Here is a 20,745-nt window from a genome sequence, read left to right on the forward strand (position 1 = left end):
TTCACCCTTTTCAGATACGGGCAACGGTATACAAGACATTTTATGAGATATTTATCCCTCGGCAACGGCACATGTACGGCTTTCCAGGCGCAAAAAAGCCGACCCAAAAGGCCGGCTCAATGGAAAGGGTAAGACTCAGCGTCCGATTGCCACCCATTGAATGTGTCCGTGCGGTTCGGGACCGAGACGGGTCCGGACCACTTGAAGCACCGCATCGCTCTCCCGTTTCGTCTGTAAAAAGCAGCTGCAGGAAATGTGATCGGTCATCGCGAACAGCACGTAGGAATCGTCGGTAAACGGAACTTCGAAAGTCACAGTCACCTCGATGGATTCCGTCACTCCCTGGAAAGCGTACGGCACAGTGCCGTATGCCATCGATACTCCCGGCAACTGTGCGGCCACCGGCAAAAACGCCAAATGTTCCGCCGATACGCTTCGCGGAGCCAATTTGGCCGCGTCCACACTTGCGTCGACCAGATGTTCCCCTGTCACGGAGCCATCCGCCAGATGTGAACCGGTTACGCTCTTTTCTGCCAAATGTGCGCCGGTTACGCTCTTATCTGCCAACTCGCCGGTGTTCGGGACTTCGACCGGGGTGGATTGCGTTTGAGAAGCTTGAGATTCCAACCGGGACAAATATTGCCTGAGTCCGTGCGACAATTTCTCCTCGGTTACGCTGCCGTCCGCGAGTTTATCCACGGTCACCGATCCTGCGGTAAGCTTTTCCGCGTTCACGCTTCCAGGTGCCAGCTTCTTCGCTGTGACCGATCCCGGTGCAAGCTTCGCCTCCAAGATACAGCCGTCCGCCAGCTTCTCCGTCGTGACCGAGCCCGCCGCCAGCTTTTCTGTATTTACGCTGCCGTCCGCCAACTTCTCCGAGGTGACGGCACCGGACGCCAGGTTCAGCTCGCTCACACTGCCGTTAGCCAGCTTATCGCCGTCTACGCTTCCGGCCGCGAGCTTATCGGCGGTGATGGAACCGTCGGCTAATTTATCGTCGGTGATGGAGCCGTCGGCTAGTTTGAGCTGGGTTACACTGCCGTCGGCCAATTTCTCTGCGGTCACCGCACCATCGATCAGCTTCTCGGCGCCAATGCTTTCGTTGGCAATCTTCTTCGCAATCACGCTGCCGTCCGCGAGTTTCTCCGCTGTTACCGCGCCGAGAGCCAGCTTCTCGCCGCTAACGCTGCAGTCGGCCAATTTCTCCTCGTTAACGGCCCAATAGGCCAGCTTATCGCGGCTCACGCTGGCGTCCGCCAATTTACTCTCGGTTACGGAGAAGTCAACCAACTTATCGGTCGACACTGCTTCGGTCAACAGCTTCTCTCCGCTAATGCTTTCATTGGCGATCTTGGATGCGGTCACGCTGCCGTCCGCAAGCTTCTCCGCCGATACCGCGCCGGAAGCCAGTTTCTCTCCGCTGACGCTGCCGTCGGCCAGCTTCTCCTCGGTAACGGCCCAATGAGCCAGCTTATCCCGGCTGACACTGGCGTCCGCTAGTTTGCTCTCCGTTACGGAGAAGTCAGCCAACTTATCGGTCGTTACCGCTTCAGCCGCCAGCTTCTCTTCGCTTATGCTTTCATTAGCGATCTTAAACCCGGTGACACTGCCGTCCACGAGCTTATCTTCCGTTACTGAGCCTGCCGCCAGTTTTTCGCTGCTGACGCTGTCGTCAGCCAGTTTATCCTCGGTAACGGCCCTATCCGCCAATTTCCCTTCCGTCACCGCCTGGTCGGCCAAATGACCGGCAGAAATCGCCGATTCGCCCACGTGTTGACCCCATATCGATTTCGGAATCAAGTGCGACGAGCTGATGCTGTGAACCGCGATTTTTTCCGCATTTACCGATCTTGCAGCAAGCTGGTCGGTTCCTACGGCTCCATCGGCAATTTTCTCTCGCACGATGCAGTGAGCAATCAACTCGAGGCTTCCGACCGAGGAAGGAGCGAGCTTGCCTGCGGTCACCGAACCGTCTGCGAGATGGGCTTCCGTCACACTGGCGGCGGCCAACTTGCCCGAGGTTACGGAACCGTCCGCCAAACGATTTTCAGTGACGCTTCCCGGCGACAACTTGTCGGTCGACACCGCACCCTCAGCCATTTTCTCTCCGTCAATGATTCCGTCGGCGATCTTAGCCGCGGTCACGCTGCCATCCGCGAGTTTCTCGGCTGTCACTGCGCCATCAGCCAACTTCCGGCCACTGACGCTGCCGTCGGCCAGTTTTTCCTCGGTAACGGCGCCATCGGCCAGTTTCTCCTCCGTCACGGCCCGATCGGCCAGCTTCTCTTCCGTCACTGCCTGGTATGCCAAATGACCGGAAGAAATCGCCGATTCGCCGATGTGTTGACCCAAAATCGATTTCGGAATCACATGCGAAGAGCTGACGCTGTGAACCGCGATTTTCTCCGCATTTACCGAATCCGACGCGAGCTGGTCCGTTCCGACGGCTCCATCGGCAATTTTCTCGCGCACAATGCTTCGATCGGTCAACTCGAAGCTTCCGACCGAGGACGGGGCGAGCTTGCCTGCGGTCACCGAGCCGTCCGCGAGATGGGCTTCCGTCACACTGCCGTCGGCCAATTTACCCGAGGTCACGGAACCGTCTGCCAAATGTTCTTCCATTACGCTTCCAGGCTTCAGCTTGTCGCCGTCGAGTATACCGTCTGCCAAATGCTCGGCCGTCACCGACCGAAGCGCGAGATGCTCCGAAAGTATTGAGCCGGGTGCTAAGTGTTCCGACCCCACCGATTCCGGCATCAAATGCTCCGACCCGACACTATTTAAAGCCATATGCTGGCTTCCGACAGATCCCGGCATCAGCTTGTCGCTGTCGATTAACCCGTCAGCCAGATGCTCCGCCGTCACCGACCCGAACGAGAGATGCTCCGACAATACTGAGCCTGGCGCCAATTGTTCCGAACCCACCGACTCCGGTATCAGATGTGCCGACCCGACACTATTCAAAGCAAGCTGTGCGCTTCCGACGGAGCCTGGCTCCAACTGGTCCGGCCCTACCGCACCATAGGCGATTTTCTCCCGCAGGATGCTGCCATCGGCCAACTGCTCCGTACCCACTGAGCCAGGTGCAAGCTTCGCCGCCGTCACCGCACCGTCGGCAAGATGGGCTTCCTGTATGCTGCCCGCCGCAATTTTGGCCGAGCCCACGCTGCTGTCCGCAAGATGAGCTTCGGTCACTGATTCGAAGCCCAGATGCTCCGAGAGCACCACGCCATCGGTTAAGTGGTGGGTTCGGATCGACTGCGGAGCCAGATGAATGGCCTGTATACTCTCTTGCGCGATTTTATCCGCACTTACCGCGCCTGCCGAGAGCTGATCCGCCCCCACCGCTCCGTCGGCAATCTTATCGCGCAGGATGCTGCCGTCGGCCAACTGTTCCGATCCCACCGAACCGGTCGCAAGCTTCGCCGCCGTCACCGAACCGTCGGCGAGATGGGCATCCTGTACGCTGCCTGCCGCAATTTTGGCCGAGCCCACGCTGCCGTCCGCGAGCTTCTCCTCCGTCACGGAGCCTGCCGCTAGCTTACCGCCGCTGACGCTGCCGTCGGCCAGCTTCTGCTCAGTAACACTTTGATTCCCCAATTTGTCGGCATCAACGCTTCCGTCTGCCAACTTCACACCGGTCACACTGCTATCCGCCAATTTATGCTCGGTTACGCTGAAATCGGCCAGTTTGTCGGTCGATACCGCTCTCGATGCCAGTTTCTCGCTGCTTATGCTTTCATCGGTAATCTTGGCCCGGGTCACGCTGGCATCCGCCAGCTTCTCACCGGTCACGCAACCTGTGGCGAGCTTTCCGCCGCTGACGCTTCCGTCTGCCAATTTTTCCTCGGTAACACCTTGATCCACCAATTTGTCGGCATCGACGCTTCCGTCTGCCAACTTCACACCGGTGACGCTGCCGTTCGCCAATTTGCTCTCGGTTACGGAGAAGTCAGCCAACTTGTCGGTTATTACAACTTCAGCCGCCAGTTTCTCGCTGCTTATGCTTTCATCGGCAATCTTGGCCCGGGTCACGCTGGCATCCGCCAGCTTCTCACCGGTCACGCAACCTGTGGCGAGCTTTCCGCCGCTGACGCTTCCGTCTGCCAATTTTTCCTCGGTAACGGCCCCATCAGCCAACTTCGTACCGGTTACGCTGGCATTTGCCAACTTATGCTCGGTTACGTTGAAGTCTGCCAACTTGTCGGTTGTTACGGCTTCAGCCGCCAGTTTCTCTCTGCTTATGCTTTCATCGGTAATCTTGGCCCGGGTCACGCTGCCGTCCGCGAGCTTCTCCTCCGTCACGGAACCTGCCGCCAGCTTACCGCCGCTGACGCTGCCGTCGGCCAGCTTCTGCTCGGTAACGCCTTGATCCGTCAATTTGGCGGCATCCACGCTTCCGTCTGCCAACTTCACACCGGTCACGCTGCTATCCGCCAATTTATGCTCGGTAATGCTGAAATCGGCCAGTTTGTCGGTCGATACCGCGCTCGCTGCCAGTTTCTCGCCGCTAATGCTTTCATCGGCAATCTTGGCCCGGGTCACGCTGCCATCCGCCAGCTTCTCTTCCGTCACCGCCTGGTCCGCCAAATGACCGGAAGAAATCACCGAATCGCCGATGTGTTGACCAAAAATCAATTTCGGAATCAAATGCAACGAACTGACGCTGTGAACCGCGATTTTCTCCGCATTCACCGAACCCGGCGCGAGCTGGTCCGTTCCGATGGCGCCATCGGCAATTTTCTCGCGCACGATGCTTCGATCGGCCAACTCGAAGCTTCCGACCGAGGACGGGGCGAGCTTGCCTGCGGTCACCGAGCCGTCGGCGAGATGGGCTTCCGTCACACTGCCGTCGGCCAATTTGCCCGAAGTCACGGAGCCGTCTGCCAAATGTTCTTCCGTTACGCTTCCCCGCGTCAGCTTGTCGCCATCGAGTATACCGTCTGCCAGATGCTCCGCGATCACCGACCCGAAAGAGAGATGCTCCGAGAGTATCGAGCCGGGCGCCAATTGTTCCGGTCCTACTGCACCGTCGGCAATTTTACTGCGCAGGATGCTGCCGTCGGCCAACTGCTTCGATCCCACCGAGCCGGCCGCAAGCTTCACCGCTGTCACCGAACCGTCAGCGAGATGGGCTTCCTGTACGCTGCCCGCCGCAATTTTGGCCGAGCCCACGCTGCCGTTGGCCAGATGAGCTTCCGTCACCGATTCGAAGCCCAGATGCTCAGAGAGCACTAAGCCGTCGGCTAAATGGTACGTTCGGATCGCTTGCGGAGCCAGATGAACAGCCTGGATGCTCTCTTGCGCGATTTTATCCGCACTTACCGCGCCTGCCGAGAGCTGATCCGCCCCCACCGCTCCATCGGCAATTTTATCGGGGACGACGCTTTTCTCCGACAACTGCAGGCTGCCGACCGAACCGGGCGCCAATTTCCCTGACGTCACCGCGCCGTCCGCCAAGTGAACGTCCGTCAAGCTTCCCGGCACCACTTTGGAAGCGTCGACGCTTTCGTCCGCGAGATGCTCGGCCGTCACTGAGTGGAGCGAGAGATGCTCCGATAATACCGAACGGGACGCCAATTGTTCCGGACCCACCGACTCCGGCATCAAATGCTCCGACCCGACACTATTTAAAGCCATATGCTGGCTTCCGACAGAGCCCGGTTCAAGCTGATCCGGTCCCACCGCACCGTCCGAAATTTTCTCTCGCAGAATGCTGCGATCGGCCAATTGCTGCGATCCCACCGAGCCGGATGCAAGCTTCGCCGCTGTCACCGCGCCATCGGCAAGATGAGCTTCCTTCACGCCGCGGGCGGCAATTTTGGCCGAAACGACGCTGCCGTCCACCAAATGAGATTCCGTTACCGTTTCGAAGCCCAGATGCTCCGAGAGTACCACGCCATCGGTTAAGTGATGGGTTCGGATCGCTTGCGATGCCAGATGAGCGGCGCCTACACTCTCCGATGCGATTTTCTCCGCATTTACCGCGCCGGCCGACAGTTGATTCACGCCCACCGCGCCGTCGGCGATTTTGTCGCGGACCACACTTTTGTCCGACAGATGCAGGCTTCCGACCGAATCGGCCGCAAGCTTTGCCGCCGTTACCGCGCCGTCCGCCAAGTGAACGTCCGTCAAGCTCCCCGGCACTACTTTGGAAGCGTCGACGCTCTCGTCCGCAAGATGCTCGGCCGTCACCGACTGATAAGACAAGTGCCCCGACAATATCGAGCCGTCGGCCAGATGCCCGGACAGAATGGACTCCGGCATCAAATGTGTCGATCCGACGCTGTTTTCGGCAATTTTCTCGGTCCTGACCGCTCCATGCGCCAGCTGTTCCGGCCCTACCGCTCCTTGGGCAAGTTTCGCACGGATGACGCTTCGATCGGCCAATTGTTCCGATCCCACCGAGCCGGACGCAAGCTTCGCCGCCGTCACCGAGGCGTCTGCCAGATGGCTCTCCTGCACCGAACCGAAGCTCAGATGCGCCGAGTACACCGATAATTCCGCCAAATGTTCGGACAAAACCGATTCCGGCAAGAGATGAGCGGAACCTACGCTTCCTTCGGAGAGGGTGTGAGCATCAACGGCTCCGGGCGCAAGCTGTTCCGTCCCGATCGTCGCATTTGCGATTTTGTCACCGGTAATGCTCTTATCGGCCAACTGCGGAGAACCGACCGAGCCGGCTGCAAGCTTCGCCGCCGTCACCGCGCCGTCTTCCAGCCGATCTTCCCCGATTGGAGATGCGGCCCGCGCAATAAGTTCGGCCAGTCCGGGCGTCAGCTTGCGGGGGCTCACAATGCCGGCGGCCAGCTTGTTCTCGGTGACGGCCCCGTCCGCAAGCTTCGCTTCGGTGACCGAGGCGTCGGTGAGTTTCCTCTCCGTCACGGCCGCATCGCCCAGTTTATCGCGGGTTACCGCACCGCCCCGCAAATGAGCGGTATCCACCGCATCCGTGTCCAGCTTCTCGGAGCCGATCGGACGTTCCGCCTGTTTGGCCAACTCGTATAGATCGGGTGCAAGATGGGAGAGCGTCACGGTACCTTTTCGCAGATGGTAGCCATGCAGCGACTCCGGCTTCACATGTTTGCCCGCGATACTTTCTAACGCCAGATGATCGCCTGCGATGTTCCCTTCCGCGATCTTCTCCGCTGTGACCGAGCGGTCCGCGAGTTTCGAAGAGGTGACCGCACCGTCCCGCAACGTACGATCGCCGATGCTTTGCGGCGCCAGATGAGCGGTGCCGATTACGCCTTGCCCCAGATGTTCGGAACCGATGGAGCCCGGCTCCACATGCGAGGAGGTGACGGCGCGGGCGGCCAGTTGACGCGAGCCGACGGCTCCGTCGGCCAAATGCCGTGTTCCTATGCTTTGCGGTGCAATCTGTGCCGAAGTGACAGCCCCGTCGCTGATATGCAAATCGCGAATGCTTTTCTCCGCCAAATGTAAGCCGAGTACGGCCAGCGGCGCCAAATGCCGGCTTGTCACCGCATCGGAGCCGATGTTGTCGGCCGTCACTGCATCCTCGGCAATGGCTCGGGAAGTGACGGAGCCTGCTGCGAGAGCTTCCGGTGTGACGCTTCCGGCGCTTAGATGAACGGTTCCAATGGCATGCGGCTGAATATGGCGCTCAGCCACGGACCGGTCCGCCAGCACCCTCCCCGTTACGGCTTGATCCGCCAAGGCGTCCGTCCCGACGGACGCTTCTTCCAATTTCTCAGCCGTAACGCTTCCGTCCGCTAATTTGGTTGTTGTCACGGCCAAGTCCGCGAGTTTGTCCGTCGATACGCATTCCGGAGCAAGCTTCGAGGAAGTGACCACTTGATCCGTCAAATGATGCGAAAATACGGAGCGCGAGCCCAGCTGCCGCTCTCCGACGGCTCCCGGCGCGATGGCTTTCTCGGTCACCGATTCCGCCTGCAGCGACGCGGCGCCTACGGACCCGGGCGCCAAATGAGAGGCGGCAATCGATCCTTGTTTGACATGGTGGCCTTCCACGGCCTCCGAAGCCAGCGCAGCGGCCGTCACGGCCCCTTCGTCAAAATGGAACGGCTTCAAAGTTCCGCCGGCAAGCTTATCCGCTGTCACACTTCCCGGGGCGAGCTGTTCCGTTTTGACCGACTGTCTGGCCAGATGCCGGTTTTCCACCGCAACGTCTCCGATTTTCGCGGCGGTCACAGCCTGATTGGCCAAATGGGCGGTTCCCACAGCGCCTTCCGCCAAATGCCGCTTGTCGACGGAACCGGGTGACAGTTGAACCGGCCCGACCGCACCTTCCTGCAAATGTGCCCGTCCGACCGCACCCTCGATCAGATGACGCCCTTCCACAGCCTTCGAGGTGAGATGCCGGGATTCGACCGAAGCGTCCGCCAGCTTATCGGCCGTAACGCTTCCTCTGGTCAGATGGCGCGAATGTACCGCTTCATCCGAAAGCTTGCCGGCAATGATGCTTTGATCGGCAATTTTCATCGAGGTCACGGCATGGTCGGCCAGCTTCGTCGTGGATACGGACAGGTCCGCCAGCTTCGAAGCCGTTACCGCGTTGTCTGCCAAGTGCCGGGATTCCGCGGCTCCATCCTTGAGGTGGCCGCTCTGCACCGATTCGGCGAGCAGCTGTTCGGAACCGACCGAGCCATAGGCCAGTTTGTTTGCCGTTACCGATCTGTCGGCCAGCTCACGCCCCCCTACCACGCCGTCGGCGAGATGCTCCGAAGTCACGGCTTGCGGGGCCAAATGCTTTCCCTGCACCACCCCGATCGCCACGTGCTCGGCGAGTACGAGTCCCTCCGCCAGATGACGGGACTCCACCGCTCCGCGGGAGATTTTGTCGGCTGTTACCGCCGAATCGCGCAGCTTGCTTGCCGTGACCGCCCCGTCGGCCAATTTGGACGTATCGACCGCTTCGTTGGCCAGATTCTCGCTTCGGATCGCACCGCTTTGGATTTTTTCCGATGTCACCGCTTGATCCTGCAGCAGTTCGGACGTCACGACCAGTCCGCTTAAATGTTTTGCCGTTATGGAGCCTTCCGCGATTTTATCGGAGCTGATAATCCGGTCGGCCAATTTTACCGAAGATATGCTGCCGTCTCTCAGCTTTTCCCCCGTAATGGAACGATCTCTGATCTTCTGCCCGGAAATCGAGTTTTTGATCAGATGCTCGCCCGTCACCGATTCGGGTGCCAGCTTGGAGGAGGTGACCGAGCCGTCGGCCAGCTTGATCGCGGTCACGGCAAAATCGGCCAGCGATTCCGTCTGTATGGATTCGGCCGCCAATTGGCGGCTGCCGATCGTATGCGGCGCGATTTTATCCGCCGTGATGGCTCCGTCCGCCACGTCGTCGGTATAGACGATCGGTGCGGGCTTCGAAGGCAAGCGTTTCTCTTCCAGCTTGGCACGGCGCTGCTCCGGAGAGGTCACGCCAGCCGTCGGCTCCCGCACTTCGTCATCCGGCCGGGTTTCCGCCGACTCTTCCGCAATCAACGAAATGAGCAGATCTGCGGTGTTGTCCGTATCCTTCATCAGATCGTCGAGCGATTCCGCGTGGTTCGGAGAGACCGTCTCGACGGATGCTTTCTCCTCCGTTGAATCCGCCACCTCGGCCGTATCCGCCGAATCGGCCGAGGTGGCGATGGCCACAATTTCTTCCGTTTCCTTCGAATCGGATACATATTCCGGCGTTTCGGCCGCCGCCTGTACCGGCAGTTCATCCGGCATGCTATCCATATCTGCAGGCTTTACCCCGGATGCGCCGGCTTTGCCTCTTTTGCGCCCCGGTTTCGTGCCTTGCCGTTCCGTCGGCTGCGTCTCGGATTCCGCGACCGCTGTTCCGTGAACCTCCATATGCTTCGACTTATTCTTTTGTATATCGTCCAGCCATTGCAGCTCGAGTTTGTTCGGATTATCTACGAAATAGAGCGGTTTGCGATTTTTAGGCGTCTTTTTCGGTTTGTCCTTTCTCATGTCCCTCTCCTTCCCCGTCATAAGCCTCCAGTATCATATGCGTTCACCCATAGGCACGCTACGGGGGGAAGCCGGCGGTATTGCACTTTGCATGGCGATGTGGCACACTAAGCAAATGATAAACATGACATGGAAAAAGGAGTGGCCGGCCGAATGAAACGCGGACTGCTGCGCCTGATGACGGAATTATCATCCCGAAAATTCGTTTCCCGGATGGCGGGTACGCTGGCCAAATCGGCCTACAGCCGCAGGTTCATCCGCCGTTTTGCCGATACTTACAAAATCGATGTTCATGAAGCCGAGAAGAAGCTGGAAGAATATACATCGCTGAACGAGTTTTTCACCCGCAGGCTGAAAACCGGGAGCCGGACGGTCGACCCCGCCCCGGAAGCTCTCGTGAGTCCCGTGGATGCGAAAATCGCCTCCTGCGGACCGGTACGGGACGGCCTGCTGCTCCAGGTGAAAGGCCAGGATTATACGCTTGACGAACTGCTGAACGGTTCGCCGAGGGTCGCGCATTATCGCCACGGTTATTATTGGGTGCTCTATCTAAGCCCGACGGATTATCACCGGATCCACTCCCCATGCGACGGGGATGTGGTCGAGAGCGAGCATATGCCGGGCCGGGTTTACCCGGTGAACGAATTCGGACTGACCCACATGCGCAGGGTATTATCCCGCAACGAACGATTGGTGACATACATACGCCACGATAAAGGCGAGCTGGCGATGGTGAAGGTCGGAGCCTTGAACGTCAGCAGCATCCGCTATGTGGAGCCTCTGCCGAAAATGTTGTCTCGCGGAGACGAACTGGCCTATTTTGAATTCGGGTCCACGGTGGTGCTGCTTACGGAAGACGGAACCTTCGACCCGCGGACGGATTTGAAAGCCGGAGACCGTGTCCGAATGGGCCAAAGGCTCGGCACGCTGACAACCAAATCCTGATAAAGCGAAACGCCCGAGTTCCTTCAACAGGAATTCGGGCGTTTTTATATAGCGGCATCCTTCATCGAATTTCCGAAGGACTTTTGCCGGTGTACTGTTTGAATTGGCGGCTGAAAAAGAAAATGTCCCGGTACCCGAGCGCGTCGGCTACCTCGGTGACGTTCATCCCGCCGTGCGTGAGCAGATGTTGCGCCCGCTCGATGCGTGTACGAATCATGTAGGTCTGGACCGACATGCCGATCAGCTCTTTGAACTTGATCGCAAAATATCGCGGCGACAACCCCGCTCTGGCCGCCAAGTCGTCGACCCGGTGAGAGGTGCCGGCATGCTGGCGAATGTAGTTGGCGATCTCGTGAATGCTTTCCGTCAGCTGGTTGCTCGCCTTGCGTTCGACCGGCTCTTCCCGGTCGTGACGCAGCAGATGGATGACGAGCTGCTTCAAAATGAGCCGCGCTTCCTCCTCCGCGGCGAACGTCCGGACAAGGAACAGACGAACGTACCGGGCCAGCAAAAACTCGAAATCGTACGGATCTTCAATCACGCGGTAAGATTCCGGCACCATATCGACAGGCTCGGAGACATCAAAATGAATATAGGTAAGCACCAGCGGCTTTTGGGGATTGTGCGTGGCGCTTGTATGATCGCCGGGACGGAACAGGAAGCAGCTCCCTTTGCCGACCGAATACGGACGGCCGTTGAGCAGCAATTCGCCTTCTCCGCTCCAAACGTAGAACAAATCGTAATTCGCCATCGGTTTTTCCCGCTTCTGCCATTTCCAGCCCGGTTCGCAGGCGATCTTGGCGAACGCGGGAAGTAACACGAAGGACGACGGCGCCGCGTTCAACATCGAATATCCTCCTCAGTTCGACAATCTATGTGATTTCAATATATAAAAAAACCGCGTTTCGGACAATGGCTGTCCCAATTTCCGAAGCACGGTGAAACCGCCGCACGCGAAAGAATCCAATTTTCCCCGGCAATGCCATGACGCTCCCCTGCCGGTTCGTGTATAATAGCTCCTGACGACCTCTAGTAGAATCGATATGAACAGGTGGAAGGATGGAGTGCATGAATCCCCTCGCACAGCAGTTGAACGACACCATTGCCAAGGAGCAGCCCCGTGTATATGAGATGTTGTCGGAGCTGGGCAAAGCGATCTACATGCCGAAAGTCGGCATTTTGAGCCAATCCGCGGAAGCGAAACAAAAAGCGAATCTGTATAACGCGACGATCGGCATCGCGACGGAGAACGGGAAGCCGATGCATCTCGGCGTCATCCAGGAAACGTTATCCGCCTACGATCCGAAAGATCTTTACGAATATGCGCCGCCCGCCGGCAAACCGGAGCTCCGGACCGTGTGGAAAGACAAAATGCTCAAAGAAAACCCGTCTCTCGAAGGTCACAAAATGAGCCTTCCGATCGTGACGAACGCACTCACCCACGGGCTGAGCATTGTCGCGGATCTGTTCGCCGAGGAAGGCGACGCCGTCATTTTGCCGGACAAAAATTGGGAAAATTATGAGCTCACGTTCGGCATCCGGCGCGGCGCCGAAATGGTGGAGTATCCGCTGTACAACGCCGACATGCGGTTCAACGCCGCCGGTTTGCGCGACGCGCTGCTGTCCCGCAAAGGCCGCGGCAAAGCGATCGTGCTGCTGAACTTCCCGAACAATCCGACCGGCTATACGCCAGGTGTGGAGGAAGGCCGCGAAATTGTGGCCGCGATTAAGGATGCCGCCGAAGCCGGCATCAACGTGGTGGCCGTCACCGATGACGCCTACTTCGGCCTGTTTTTCGAAGACTCGCTTCACGAATCGCTGTTCGGACAATTGTGCGGGCTGCATGAACGCGTGCTGCCGATCAAAGTCGACGGCGCCACCAAAGAGGAATATGTGTGGGGATTCCGTGTCGGGTTTATTACGTACGGAGGAACTTCCGACGCCTGTCTGTCGGCGCTGGAGCAAAAAACGCTGGGCATCATCCGCGCCACGATCTCGAGCGGCGCCCATCCTTCCCAGACGTTCATTCTGAAAGCTTTGAAATCGCCGGACTTCCCCGCGCAGAAAGAGCAAAAATTCCGCATCATGAAGGGCCGCGCCAACCGGGTGAAAGAGCTGCTCGACAGCGGCAAATACGGCGGCGATTGGTCGTATTATCCCTTTAACTCAGGCTACTTCATGTGCCTGAAGCTGAACGGAGCGAACGCCGAAGCGGTGCGCCAGCGGCTGCTGGAAGCTTACGGCGTCGGAACGATCGCGCTGGGCGAGACCGACCTCCGTGTCGCCTTCTCCTGTATCGAAGAGCCTCAGTTGGAAGATTTGTACGACCGCATCCATCAGGCGGTACGGGACGTGAAGGCAGGCAAATAGTTGGGACAACAATCAAAGTGCTCCTTCGCCGAAGCGTGGAGCACTTTTTTTGCGTTTATTCGTCCTCTTCGTCCCGCGGTTTCGCGATTCGCCGAGGGATCACCCAGCCGTGCCACACGCACCCGGCAGCAAGCATGGCGGCGTCGATCCACGAGAACGGCGCTCCGTCAGACAGCGATGCGACCGCCCACAGCAGTAAAGCGGCGGACATGCCCGCGACCCGGGCGACAGACGCGGCGGCCGGTCTGCGCGCTTCCGGCTCGATCGGCAGCGTATACACGGACAAGGCCCATCTCTGGCTCCGGACCTCAGTCAGTTGAATGCCGCCGACGAAAAATCCGATGCCCAAGGCCGGCCATACGGCAGCAGGATGTCCGGACGCCGACAGCATCAGGAAGGCGATGAGGAGAACCCACCGGACAAACGCGCCGAATGTATCCCCGCGGCTGAAGGTTTTGGCGTACAGGTAGCGCCAGGCCGCTTGCCGGCTCCACGACAGCCGGTCCGCGAGCCATGCCGCCCACGGGCGGCGTGCCGGCCGGGACTCGGCGGAAGGAACGTCCACGAACCAGCCGAGGAACCGGCTCCACCCGCGCTGCACCGCTTGCTCTTCCTCGATCAGCTTACTCCAAGGTAACGCGTATTGCTGGGGGAGTTTCCAGCATAGCGTGACGATCGTCACCGATAGCACCGAAAAGACGAGCGCCGGCCCCATCGGTCCGAGCAGCAGCGCAGCTACGCAAGCAAGAGTCACAACACAACGCAGCAGCAGAAGAGCAATCCTTCTCGACCGGTACACCGTCCGTCTCTCCTGCCAAGCCCCGTAAGCATTCCAACCCCCCAGAGCCGCAAAGATCAGCCCGATGAGCCAAAGAGACCTGCCTGAAGCCGCAGCTGCTGTGGCCGGTGCTCGCACATAAATTGGAACCAAGATCAAATAAACCGCCAAAACGCGAAAAACACCGGCCTGAATGCTTCGCTTCAAAGCCGGCTGTATATATTGCCGTAATACGGCGGTCTCCATCGCCAGCAGAAATACCGGATCCGCCGGCCGTAAATAAGTTCGGAGCGGAGCCCGAACGGCAGCCAACGCGACGGCGATCGCACCGATGACGCCGATCGGATACGAAGCCGGCACTTCGCGCAGCAGCTCGGTATAGAAGATGACGAAAGCAAACAAAATGGCGGACACCGCAAGACCGAAGCCGCTTTGGAAGACGTACCGGAAATAAGGGAACGTTTCCGCCCGGAACGCGGCCTCGCGGCTCCGTTTCAGCCCGTGCAGAAACACGCCCTTTTCCCCGTCCCGATCAGACACCCGGCGTTCCCCCTTCTCCCGTTCGCTGCTCGGCCGCGAGCACCAGCGCTTCGAAGGCGTCGTCCAGAGAGGCCTCGCCTTCCGGATATCCCGCCGCACGCTTCACGTCCGACGCCGTTCCCTGAGCCACAATACGTCCGCGGTGAAGCACGATGAGCCGGTTCGCATGCCGCTCCAACGCCGGCAGAATATGCGAGCTGAGCAGAATCGCACATCCCCGCTTGCGGGCATCCTCCAGCGCGGACAACAAGCCGCGGATCGCCAGCGGGTCCAGGCCGAGCAGCGGTTCATCGATAATGAGCAGCGGCGGCGATACGAGCAGTGCGTTCATCAGCATCGTCTTTTGCTTCATGCCTTTGGACAGCGTGTCGGGAAGCGCGTCCAGCGCGTCCGTCATTCGGAAATCCCGCGCAAGGTCTGCCGCTCTCCGCTCTGCCGTTTCGCGCTCTATAGCGTAAGCTGTCGCGGTAAATCTCAAATGCTCCCGAACCGTCAAATGGGAGAACAGCACCGGCTGCTCCGGCACATAGGCGCAAGATTGGCGGTAACGTTCCCTGTCTTCCGTCAGCGTCACGCCGCATACGCGAACCTCCCCTTTCTGCGGCGTCATCAAGCCGAGCACATGCCGGATGGCCGTGCTTTTTCCCGCGCCGTTCAGTCCGATCAGCCCGACCATTTCCCCCTCGCGGACTTCGAAGGATACATCGTGCAGCACCGGACTTCTCAAGCTGTAACCGCCCGTGAGCCCTGTAACCCGAAGAGCGGGAACCTGTTGCGACACTTCAGCCAATACCGTCTCCCCTTTCCATTGGTACAACCGTCCATTCCATTATAGCGATTCGAAACGGCGGGCTCCAACGCGGTCCGGAGCAAATGAAAAGGCATCCTCCCGTCCGGGAGGATGCCTGGGTAAAATGAAAATGACGGCTTATTATTGAGGCAGCACTTGAATCTTGGTGACGAGGTTGTTCTCGATGGTGAGCACGACATTGGCATTCGCAGCCAGCGTACCCTCGATCACAACGTTCGCCGCGACGTTGTACACAATCGTCGTAGGCGTACCGTTCACATCTTTGGACAGAGACAGCGTAGCGACGCCTGTGCCGTTCGTGTTCAAGGTAAATTGGTTCACTTTACCGACATCCGTGGAAGTCACCGGTGCAGGCGCCGGAGTTTGGCCGGCTTTGGTCACTTCAATGAAGATGACTTTGCCGTCCACGACGCGGAGCCACAGCTGATCGCCGGCTTGCAGAGCGGCAGCCGCAACTTTGACGCCGTTACGGAAAACAAAGACATCGGCGTTCAATGTCAAATTAACGACCGTGTTGTCGGCTTTCTTCACGGAGAGAGTTCCGTTGGCGTTCGTTTGAACGACGCCTTGAACAACTCCGTCTTTTTGTTCCTGTCCCGGGAGCTGGAGACCGACCTTGGACAAAATGGCGGACAGTTCTGCACGGGTTACCGGCTTGTTCGGCTGGAAAGTGCGGTCGGTGTAACCGGAGACCAAACCTTTTTCGATGGCGACAGCCACATAACCGACGGAACCGGCAGGAATCTGCTTCGCATCGCGGAACGGCAATTGCACGTTCATTTTCGCTTTAGCTTCCTCATCCAGCTTCAGCGCTTTCACAAGAAGTACGGACGCCCACAAGCGGGAAGCCGGTTTTTCACCTTGAATCTCCTTCTCGTATTCGCTGAACAAATCGTGTTCGAGAGCAACTTTCACATAGCCAGCCGCTTGCGGAAATTTCTTTTTGAACTCTTTGAAATCTTTAAAGTTCAACTTCGCGTTGACGTTTTCCGGCTTCTCCGCTTCCGCGCCGAGTCCGAGCATCCGAACGGCGGAAATGATCGTTTCCAGACGGGTCACTTTGTTATTCGGCTTAAAGCTGCCGTCCACATACCCTTTGAACACGTCATTCGCCACGAGACGGATAATGAACTTATAAGCCCACTGATTCTCGTTCAAATCTTTGAAGTTGAAATTGTATTGGACTTTTACTTTGCCTTTGCCGTGATCGTCATCGCGATCTTTCGCGGAAGCGGCCAATCCTGTAGCGCTGCCGGCCAACATGCTGAGAGCCACCGTTGCGACAGCCGTTTTTCTCCAAGCGGGAACCTTCTTTTGCGACATGAGAATTTTCCACTCCTTTGTCCTTTTTCACGGTTTTGAACCGTACGCCTATAGGATTCGGGTGGAAAATCCGGTTTCGGTGGGTATGCCTGCATTTTTGAGACCGGGGGACTAGAAGCTTGTGCTAATTCGTGTCCGAAGGAGGACCTGCTTCCCGTTTCTGTTTCAGCCAACGGGGCGCTCCTTTGTTCTTCAAGTCCCGCGTACGGTCCGCTTTCCCTTTCGCTTTCGCGGACGGACCATTGGCAGCCTTGGTCCCAGGTTTGCTTGGCGTACCGGCCGCCGCTGATTTGCGCTGGGGGGCGCTTGCCGGCTTTACCGGCTTTACCGGCTTTACCGGCTCTCCGCGGGAATGGCCGTTCTTTCGGCCTCTTGCCTCTTCCGCTTCTTCCGGAGAATACAGTCGGCCCCCGAAGAACGTTTTGGGCGCCATCTCGATCCCCAGCTGCTTGGACAATTTATCGACAATAAAACGTTCTTGCGGAGTGATCAGCGTAATCGATACGCCTTCCTTCCCCATGCGGCCGGTCCGGCCCGCTCGATGAACGTAATGGTCTGCGTCAAGCGCAGGCTCGAATTGAATGACCAGGGGAAGACCCGGCACATCCAGGCCTCTGGCCGCGAGATCCGTCGCGATCAACAGGGCGGTCTTGCCCGAGCGGAACCGGCCAAGCGCCTGCCCTCTCTCCCTTCCCGGCGTATCTCCGTACAACGTATCCACCATGACGCCTTCGTATTTCAGCTTGGATGCCAGCTCACCGATTTTCTCGATATCGTTCAAAAAAAGCAGCGCCGGCTTCATCCGGAGATGGTGCACCAGACGGCGGACGAGATCGATTTTGTCCCTTCTGTCGCTTACCAGATACCAGTGCCGGATCGTCGAAGGCAATCCTTCCCCGCCCTCTTGCGATTCCTCGGCGCTGGTTTCGGCAGGCTCCTTCATCCACTGCCGTTCGGCTTCTTTCATCGCGTCCGACCGGGTGGCGGATACGAAGATCGTCTGGCGTTCCTTGGCACATTGCCTCAGCAGACGCTCCACATCCTTTTTGCCGCCCAGCGAGAAAACGCGGTCGGTCTCGTCCACCACCACATGGCGGACATTCGGCAGTACCAGCTTTTTGAGCGATACGACTTCCATGATTCGTCCGGGGGTTCCGACGACAAGCGCCGGCTTCGTTTTCATCCGGTCAAGCTGACGGGACAAAGAGGCGCCTCCGATCAGCGCCACGGTTTTGATACCGAGCGGCGTGCCGTACGTTTCCGCTTCCCGCACGATCTGCATGGCCAACTCCTGCGTCGGCGCGAGCACGACGGCTTGCGTCTCGCGGCGCTCGGGGTTCAGCCGCTGCAAGACCGGGAGCAAATAGGCGAGCGTCTTCCCTGTACCGGTAGGGGATACGATGATGCTGTCCCGTCCGTTCAGGATGGGAGGAATGGCTTGCGTCTGAACGGGGCTTGGGGCGGTAATGCCGGACTGAGACAACGTCTCGGCCAGCTGCGGCGTGATTCCTAACCCCTCGAATGTATGTAAAGGTTGTGTTGGCATCGATCTTACTCCTTCCGTTATTTCTTATTCAGCAGCCGTGCGGCCGCCGCTTCCGTCCACCGGGGGAAAGTCCGGCGAATGCGAACGCCCGCGGAAGCCAGCCACGGCAAATCTTTCTCGGCGATACGGCGTTCCATGACGGTCACGATCGCGCGGGCTACTTTCTCTGCAGGCATCATGATCCATGCGACGTTGCGGGCGTATGTCCCTTCCAGATCGGCACGGTCAAAGAAAGGGGTGTCGGTCGGCCCCGGATTGACGGCGGACACGAGAATTCCGGTGCCCCGCAGCTCTTGCCGCAGCGCGTCGGTGAGGCCGAGTACGGCATGCTTCGTAGCGGAATACGCGGTGGATTTGGCCGACCCGATTTTGCCCGCAATGGAAGCGACGTTGACGATATGCCCTTGCCCCGCCTTCACCATGTAGGGAAGCACCGCTTTGCAGCAGCGCACGACGCCCATGTAGTTCACATCCATCATAACCTGAAAATGCTCCAGCGAAGCGTCGGCAAAAGGGATGAACTCTCCGTAACCGGCATTATTCAACAGGATGTCCAATCTTCCGAATCGTTCGTGGATGGCGGCGGCGACCCGCTGCACCTGTTCCATATCCGTCACATCCATCGGATAAATAGCGTGCTCTCCCGGCATTTCCGAGGACAACGCCTTCAGCTTGTCGACCGACCTTGCGGTGAGAACGGGAATCGCCCCTTTGGCGGTCAATAGCCGCGCAGCCGCCGCCCCGATGCCGCTGGACGCCCCGGTGATGAGCACCACCCGGCCTTTCAGCGATATTTTCATTCGTCGTTCCTCCAATGAAAAAAGCCCCGGAAGGGGGCATATTTTTCCTTTATCGTTATTATATCAGTTTCGGATCAAGCAATCAGTACCTGAATCTCCATTTCGCCGATGCCGTCCATGATAAGCGGAACGGTCAGCGCGCGGCGAGCGGTAAAGCTATTGATCTCCGCCATGACTTTCGGAGGGGTGATGTCAACTTGCAGGCCTTGATTGTAAAGCATCGTACTTGCGTTGCCGCCGATCATGTTGCCGAGTTCGGAAATCGCGCTGCGGCCCAACTCGTCGATCTCGGTAATCGCAAAACCGCCCATCATGGCCGATATCAGCCGAAGGGCGACGCTTTCGCTGAGGCCGAACACGATATCTCCGCTCATTTCGCCGGTCAAACCGATTTGAACCCAGACTTGATGATCCGTGAACTTGATGTCCTTCACCGTCAATTGACCCGTGCTGGGGCGTATTTGCACCATCTGCTCGATCACCATTCGCGCGGAGTCCAAAAACGAGTTGATATACTCAGCTTTCAAGCGTGACACGCCCCTCTGTAAGTATGAATCGAATATCTGGCCGAAATCAGTTTCCTTCATTATACTGGACTTACTTGGACAAGTATACCATTAATTCAACAAAAAACAGGTCTCGAGGTATAGACGTACTGCTCTGAAAGTCCCGGAACGGGTTGAATTTTGTTCGTTATTTTGAGGAAAAAAGGGGAAAAAGAATGCCGAACATTTGGGCTCATATTCAATACGGGCGGGAGCTGTTGGCTGAACTGGGATTGGCGGGCATGGCGGAAAGCCGGGAGTGGAATGCCGCGTTCCAGTTAGGGTGCCAGGGTCCGGATTTTTTATTTTACGATCATTTTTTGCCATGGCAGCCGGCGACGCCGCTGAACGATCTCGGCAGCCAAATGCACAGCGTGCGGTGCGGGCCTTTTCTTCTTTCGCTGTTAGGCCGCGTGAGAGGGCGGGCATTGACCGAACCGGCCGTCGCTTTCAGCTTCGGATTTTTGCTCCATCACCTGCTCGACCGGCATCTTCATCCGTTTGTTTTCAGCCGCTCCGGGTTTCGCAAATGGCACCATCAACGGTTCGAGACCGCAATGGACGCGGTGGTGATGCATCGGAGAGCCGGTCTTCATACCGGCTCGGTACCGGTTGCGTCGGAGATCGATACCGGGGGAAGGATGCCCGGCGGATTTGCGGCCGAATTTCTGGATACGGCGCGGCTGCATTACCCGGTGTTGGCTGCCCGGATCACGCCGGATCAGTTGGATCAAGCCGTCGCTCAGATGGTGTCGGCCCAGAAGCTGTTCTTCGATCCGACCGGGTGGAAAGGCCGTCTGCTCTTCCGCCAGCTGGAGCCGTTCTCTCCCCCGCGCAGACTGCCGGATTGGGATGTGCTCAACGATGCGCATCGCACGTGGGTGAATCCGTGCGACCGCACGATATACCACACGGAAAGCGCGGATGATCTGTGGGAGGCTGCGCTGCGAGACGGCCGCGCCACCGCCGGAGCCGCGGTCACCTGGCTGACTGCCGGCCCGGGTGACGACGCATCCGCGCTGCAGGCGGCCTTCGCCGGCCTGCTCGGCGACATCTCCTACGAGACGGGCCGGCCCTGCGGCTCCGCCTGGATCACGTATGCGGATTCGGTCATTCCGGTGTAACACGGC

The 20,745-nt window shown here is 58.5% G+C and carries 11 protein-coding genes; 3 read left to right on the plus strand and 8 right to left on the minus strand.

What is annotated here, in order from left to right:
• Positions 1-135: 135 nt before the first annotated feature.
• Positions 136-9,957 (minus strand): WIAG-tail domain, encoded by a 9,822-nt coding sequence (locus E5161_RS17525; RefSeq protein ID WP_136779190.1) that lies wholly within the window; start codon positions 9,955-9,957, stop codon positions 136-138.
• A gap of 153 nt (positions 9,958-10,110) precedes the next feature.
• Here E5161_RS17525 and asd point away from each other — a divergent pair, with 153 nt between their 5' ends.
• Positions 10,111-10,902, plus strand: coding sequence for an archaetidylserine decarboxylase (gene asd, locus E5161_RS17530; RefSeq protein ID WP_136779191.1), 792 nt, complete (start codon positions 10,111-10,113; stop codon positions 10,900-10,902).
• 61 nt (positions 10,903-10,963) lie between these two features.
• On the opposite strand, the gene E5161_RS17535 is transcribed toward asd, so the two are convergent.
• Entirely contained in the window at positions 10,964-11,749 is a 786-nt protein-coding gene (locus E5161_RS17535; protein ID WP_136779192.1) for a helix-turn-helix domain-containing protein, read from the minus strand.
• Between the two features lie 221 nt (positions 11,750-11,970).
• Between E5161_RS17535 and E5161_RS17540 the strand changes: the two genes are divergently transcribed.
• Positions 11,971-13,272 (plus strand): aminotransferase class I/II-fold pyridoxal phosphate-dependent enzyme, encoded by a 1,302-nt coding sequence (locus E5161_RS17540; protein WP_136779193.1) that lies wholly within the window; start codon positions 11,971-11,973, stop codon positions 13,270-13,272.
• Positions 13,273-13,327: 55 nt separating this feature from the next.
• Here E5161_RS17540 and E5161_RS17545 read toward each other — a convergent pair whose 3' ends face one another.
• The 6 genes from E5161_RS17545 to E5161_RS17570 form a co-directional block, all read right to left on the minus strand.
• Positions 13,328-14,590, minus strand: coding sequence for an ABC transporter permease (locus tag E5161_RS17545; protein ID WP_169306747.1), 1,263 nt, complete (start codon positions 14,588-14,590; stop codon positions 13,328-13,330).
• Positions 14,583-15,371, minus strand: coding sequence for an ABC transporter ATP-binding protein (locus E5161_RS17550; protein WP_136779322.1), 789 nt, complete (start codon positions 15,369-15,371; stop codon positions 14,583-14,585). Before E5161_RS17550 ends, E5161_RS17545 begins: the two co-directional genes overlap by 8 nt.
• Positions 15,372-15,521: 150 nt before the next feature.
• The gene (locus E5161_RS17555) at positions 15,522-16,724 is read right to left on the minus strand and encodes an S-layer homology domain-containing protein (RefSeq protein ID WP_136779195.1); all 1,203 of its coding nucleotides are present in this window, start codon (positions 16,722-16,724) and stop codon (positions 15,522-15,524) included.
• A gap of 124 nt (positions 16,725-16,848) precedes the next feature.
• On the minus strand, positions 16,849-18,270 hold the full coding sequence (locus tag E5161_RS17560; protein ID WP_136779196.1) for a DEAD/DEAH box helicase: 1,422 nt from the start codon (positions 18,268-18,270) through the stop codon (positions 16,849-16,851).
• A gap of 17 nt (positions 18,271-18,287) precedes the next feature.
• Positions 18,288-19,064: an SDR family NAD(P)-dependent oxidoreductase gene (locus E5161_RS17565; protein ID WP_136779323.1), complete on the minus strand. Its 777-nt coding sequence runs from the start codon at positions 19,062-19,064 to the stop codon at positions 18,288-18,290.
• An 80-nt stretch (positions 19,065-19,144) separates the two neighbouring features.
• Entirely contained in the window at positions 19,145-19,597 is a 453-nt protein-coding gene (locus tag E5161_RS17570) for a chemotaxis protein CheX (protein WP_136779197.1), read from the minus strand.
• 194 nt (positions 19,598-19,791) lie between these two features.
• Between E5161_RS17570 and E5161_RS17575 the strand changes: the two genes are divergently transcribed.
• The gene (locus E5161_RS17575) at positions 19,792-20,739 is read left to right on the plus strand and encodes a zinc dependent phospholipase C family protein (protein WP_136779198.1); all 948 of its coding nucleotides are present in this window, start codon (positions 19,792-19,794) and stop codon (positions 20,737-20,739) included.
• Positions 20,740-20,745 lie beyond the last annotated feature (6 nt).

The sequence above is a fragment of the Cohnella pontilimi genome, from assembly GCF_005049045.1.
In the GTDB taxonomy this organism is placed as follows: domain Bacteria; phylum Bacillota; class Bacilli; order Paenibacillales; family Paenibacillaceae; genus Cohnella; species Cohnella pontilimi.

Bases quoted from the DNA above. Each gene is read 5' to 3' on its own strand.
- E5161_RS17555 (WP_136779195.1), bottom strand. From the start codon at position 16,724: ATGTCGCAAAAGAAGGTTCCCGCTTGGAGAAAAACGGCTGTCGCAACG.
- asd (WP_136779191.1), top strand. From the start codon at position 10,111: ATGAAACGCGGACTGCTGCGCCTGATGACGGAATTATCATCCCGAAAA.
- E5161_RS17560 (WP_136779196.1), bottom strand. From the start codon at position 18,270: ATGCCAACACAACCTTTACATACATTCGAGGGGTTAGGAATCACGCCG.
- E5161_RS17535 (WP_136779192.1), bottom strand. From the start codon at position 11,749: ATGTTGAACGCGGCGCCGTCGTCCTTCGTGTTACTTCCCGCGTTCGCC.
- E5161_RS17525 (WP_136779190.1), bottom strand. From the start codon at position 9,957: ATGAGAAAGGACAAACCGAAAAAGACGCCTAAAAATCGCAAACCGCTC.
- E5161_RS17540 (WP_136779193.1), top strand. From the start codon at position 11,971: ATGAATCCCCTCGCACAGCAGTTGAACGACACCATTGCCAAGGAGCAG.
- E5161_RS17575 (WP_136779198.1), top strand. From the start codon at position 19,792: ATGCCGAACATTTGGGCTCATATTCAATACGGGCGGGAGCTGTTGGCT.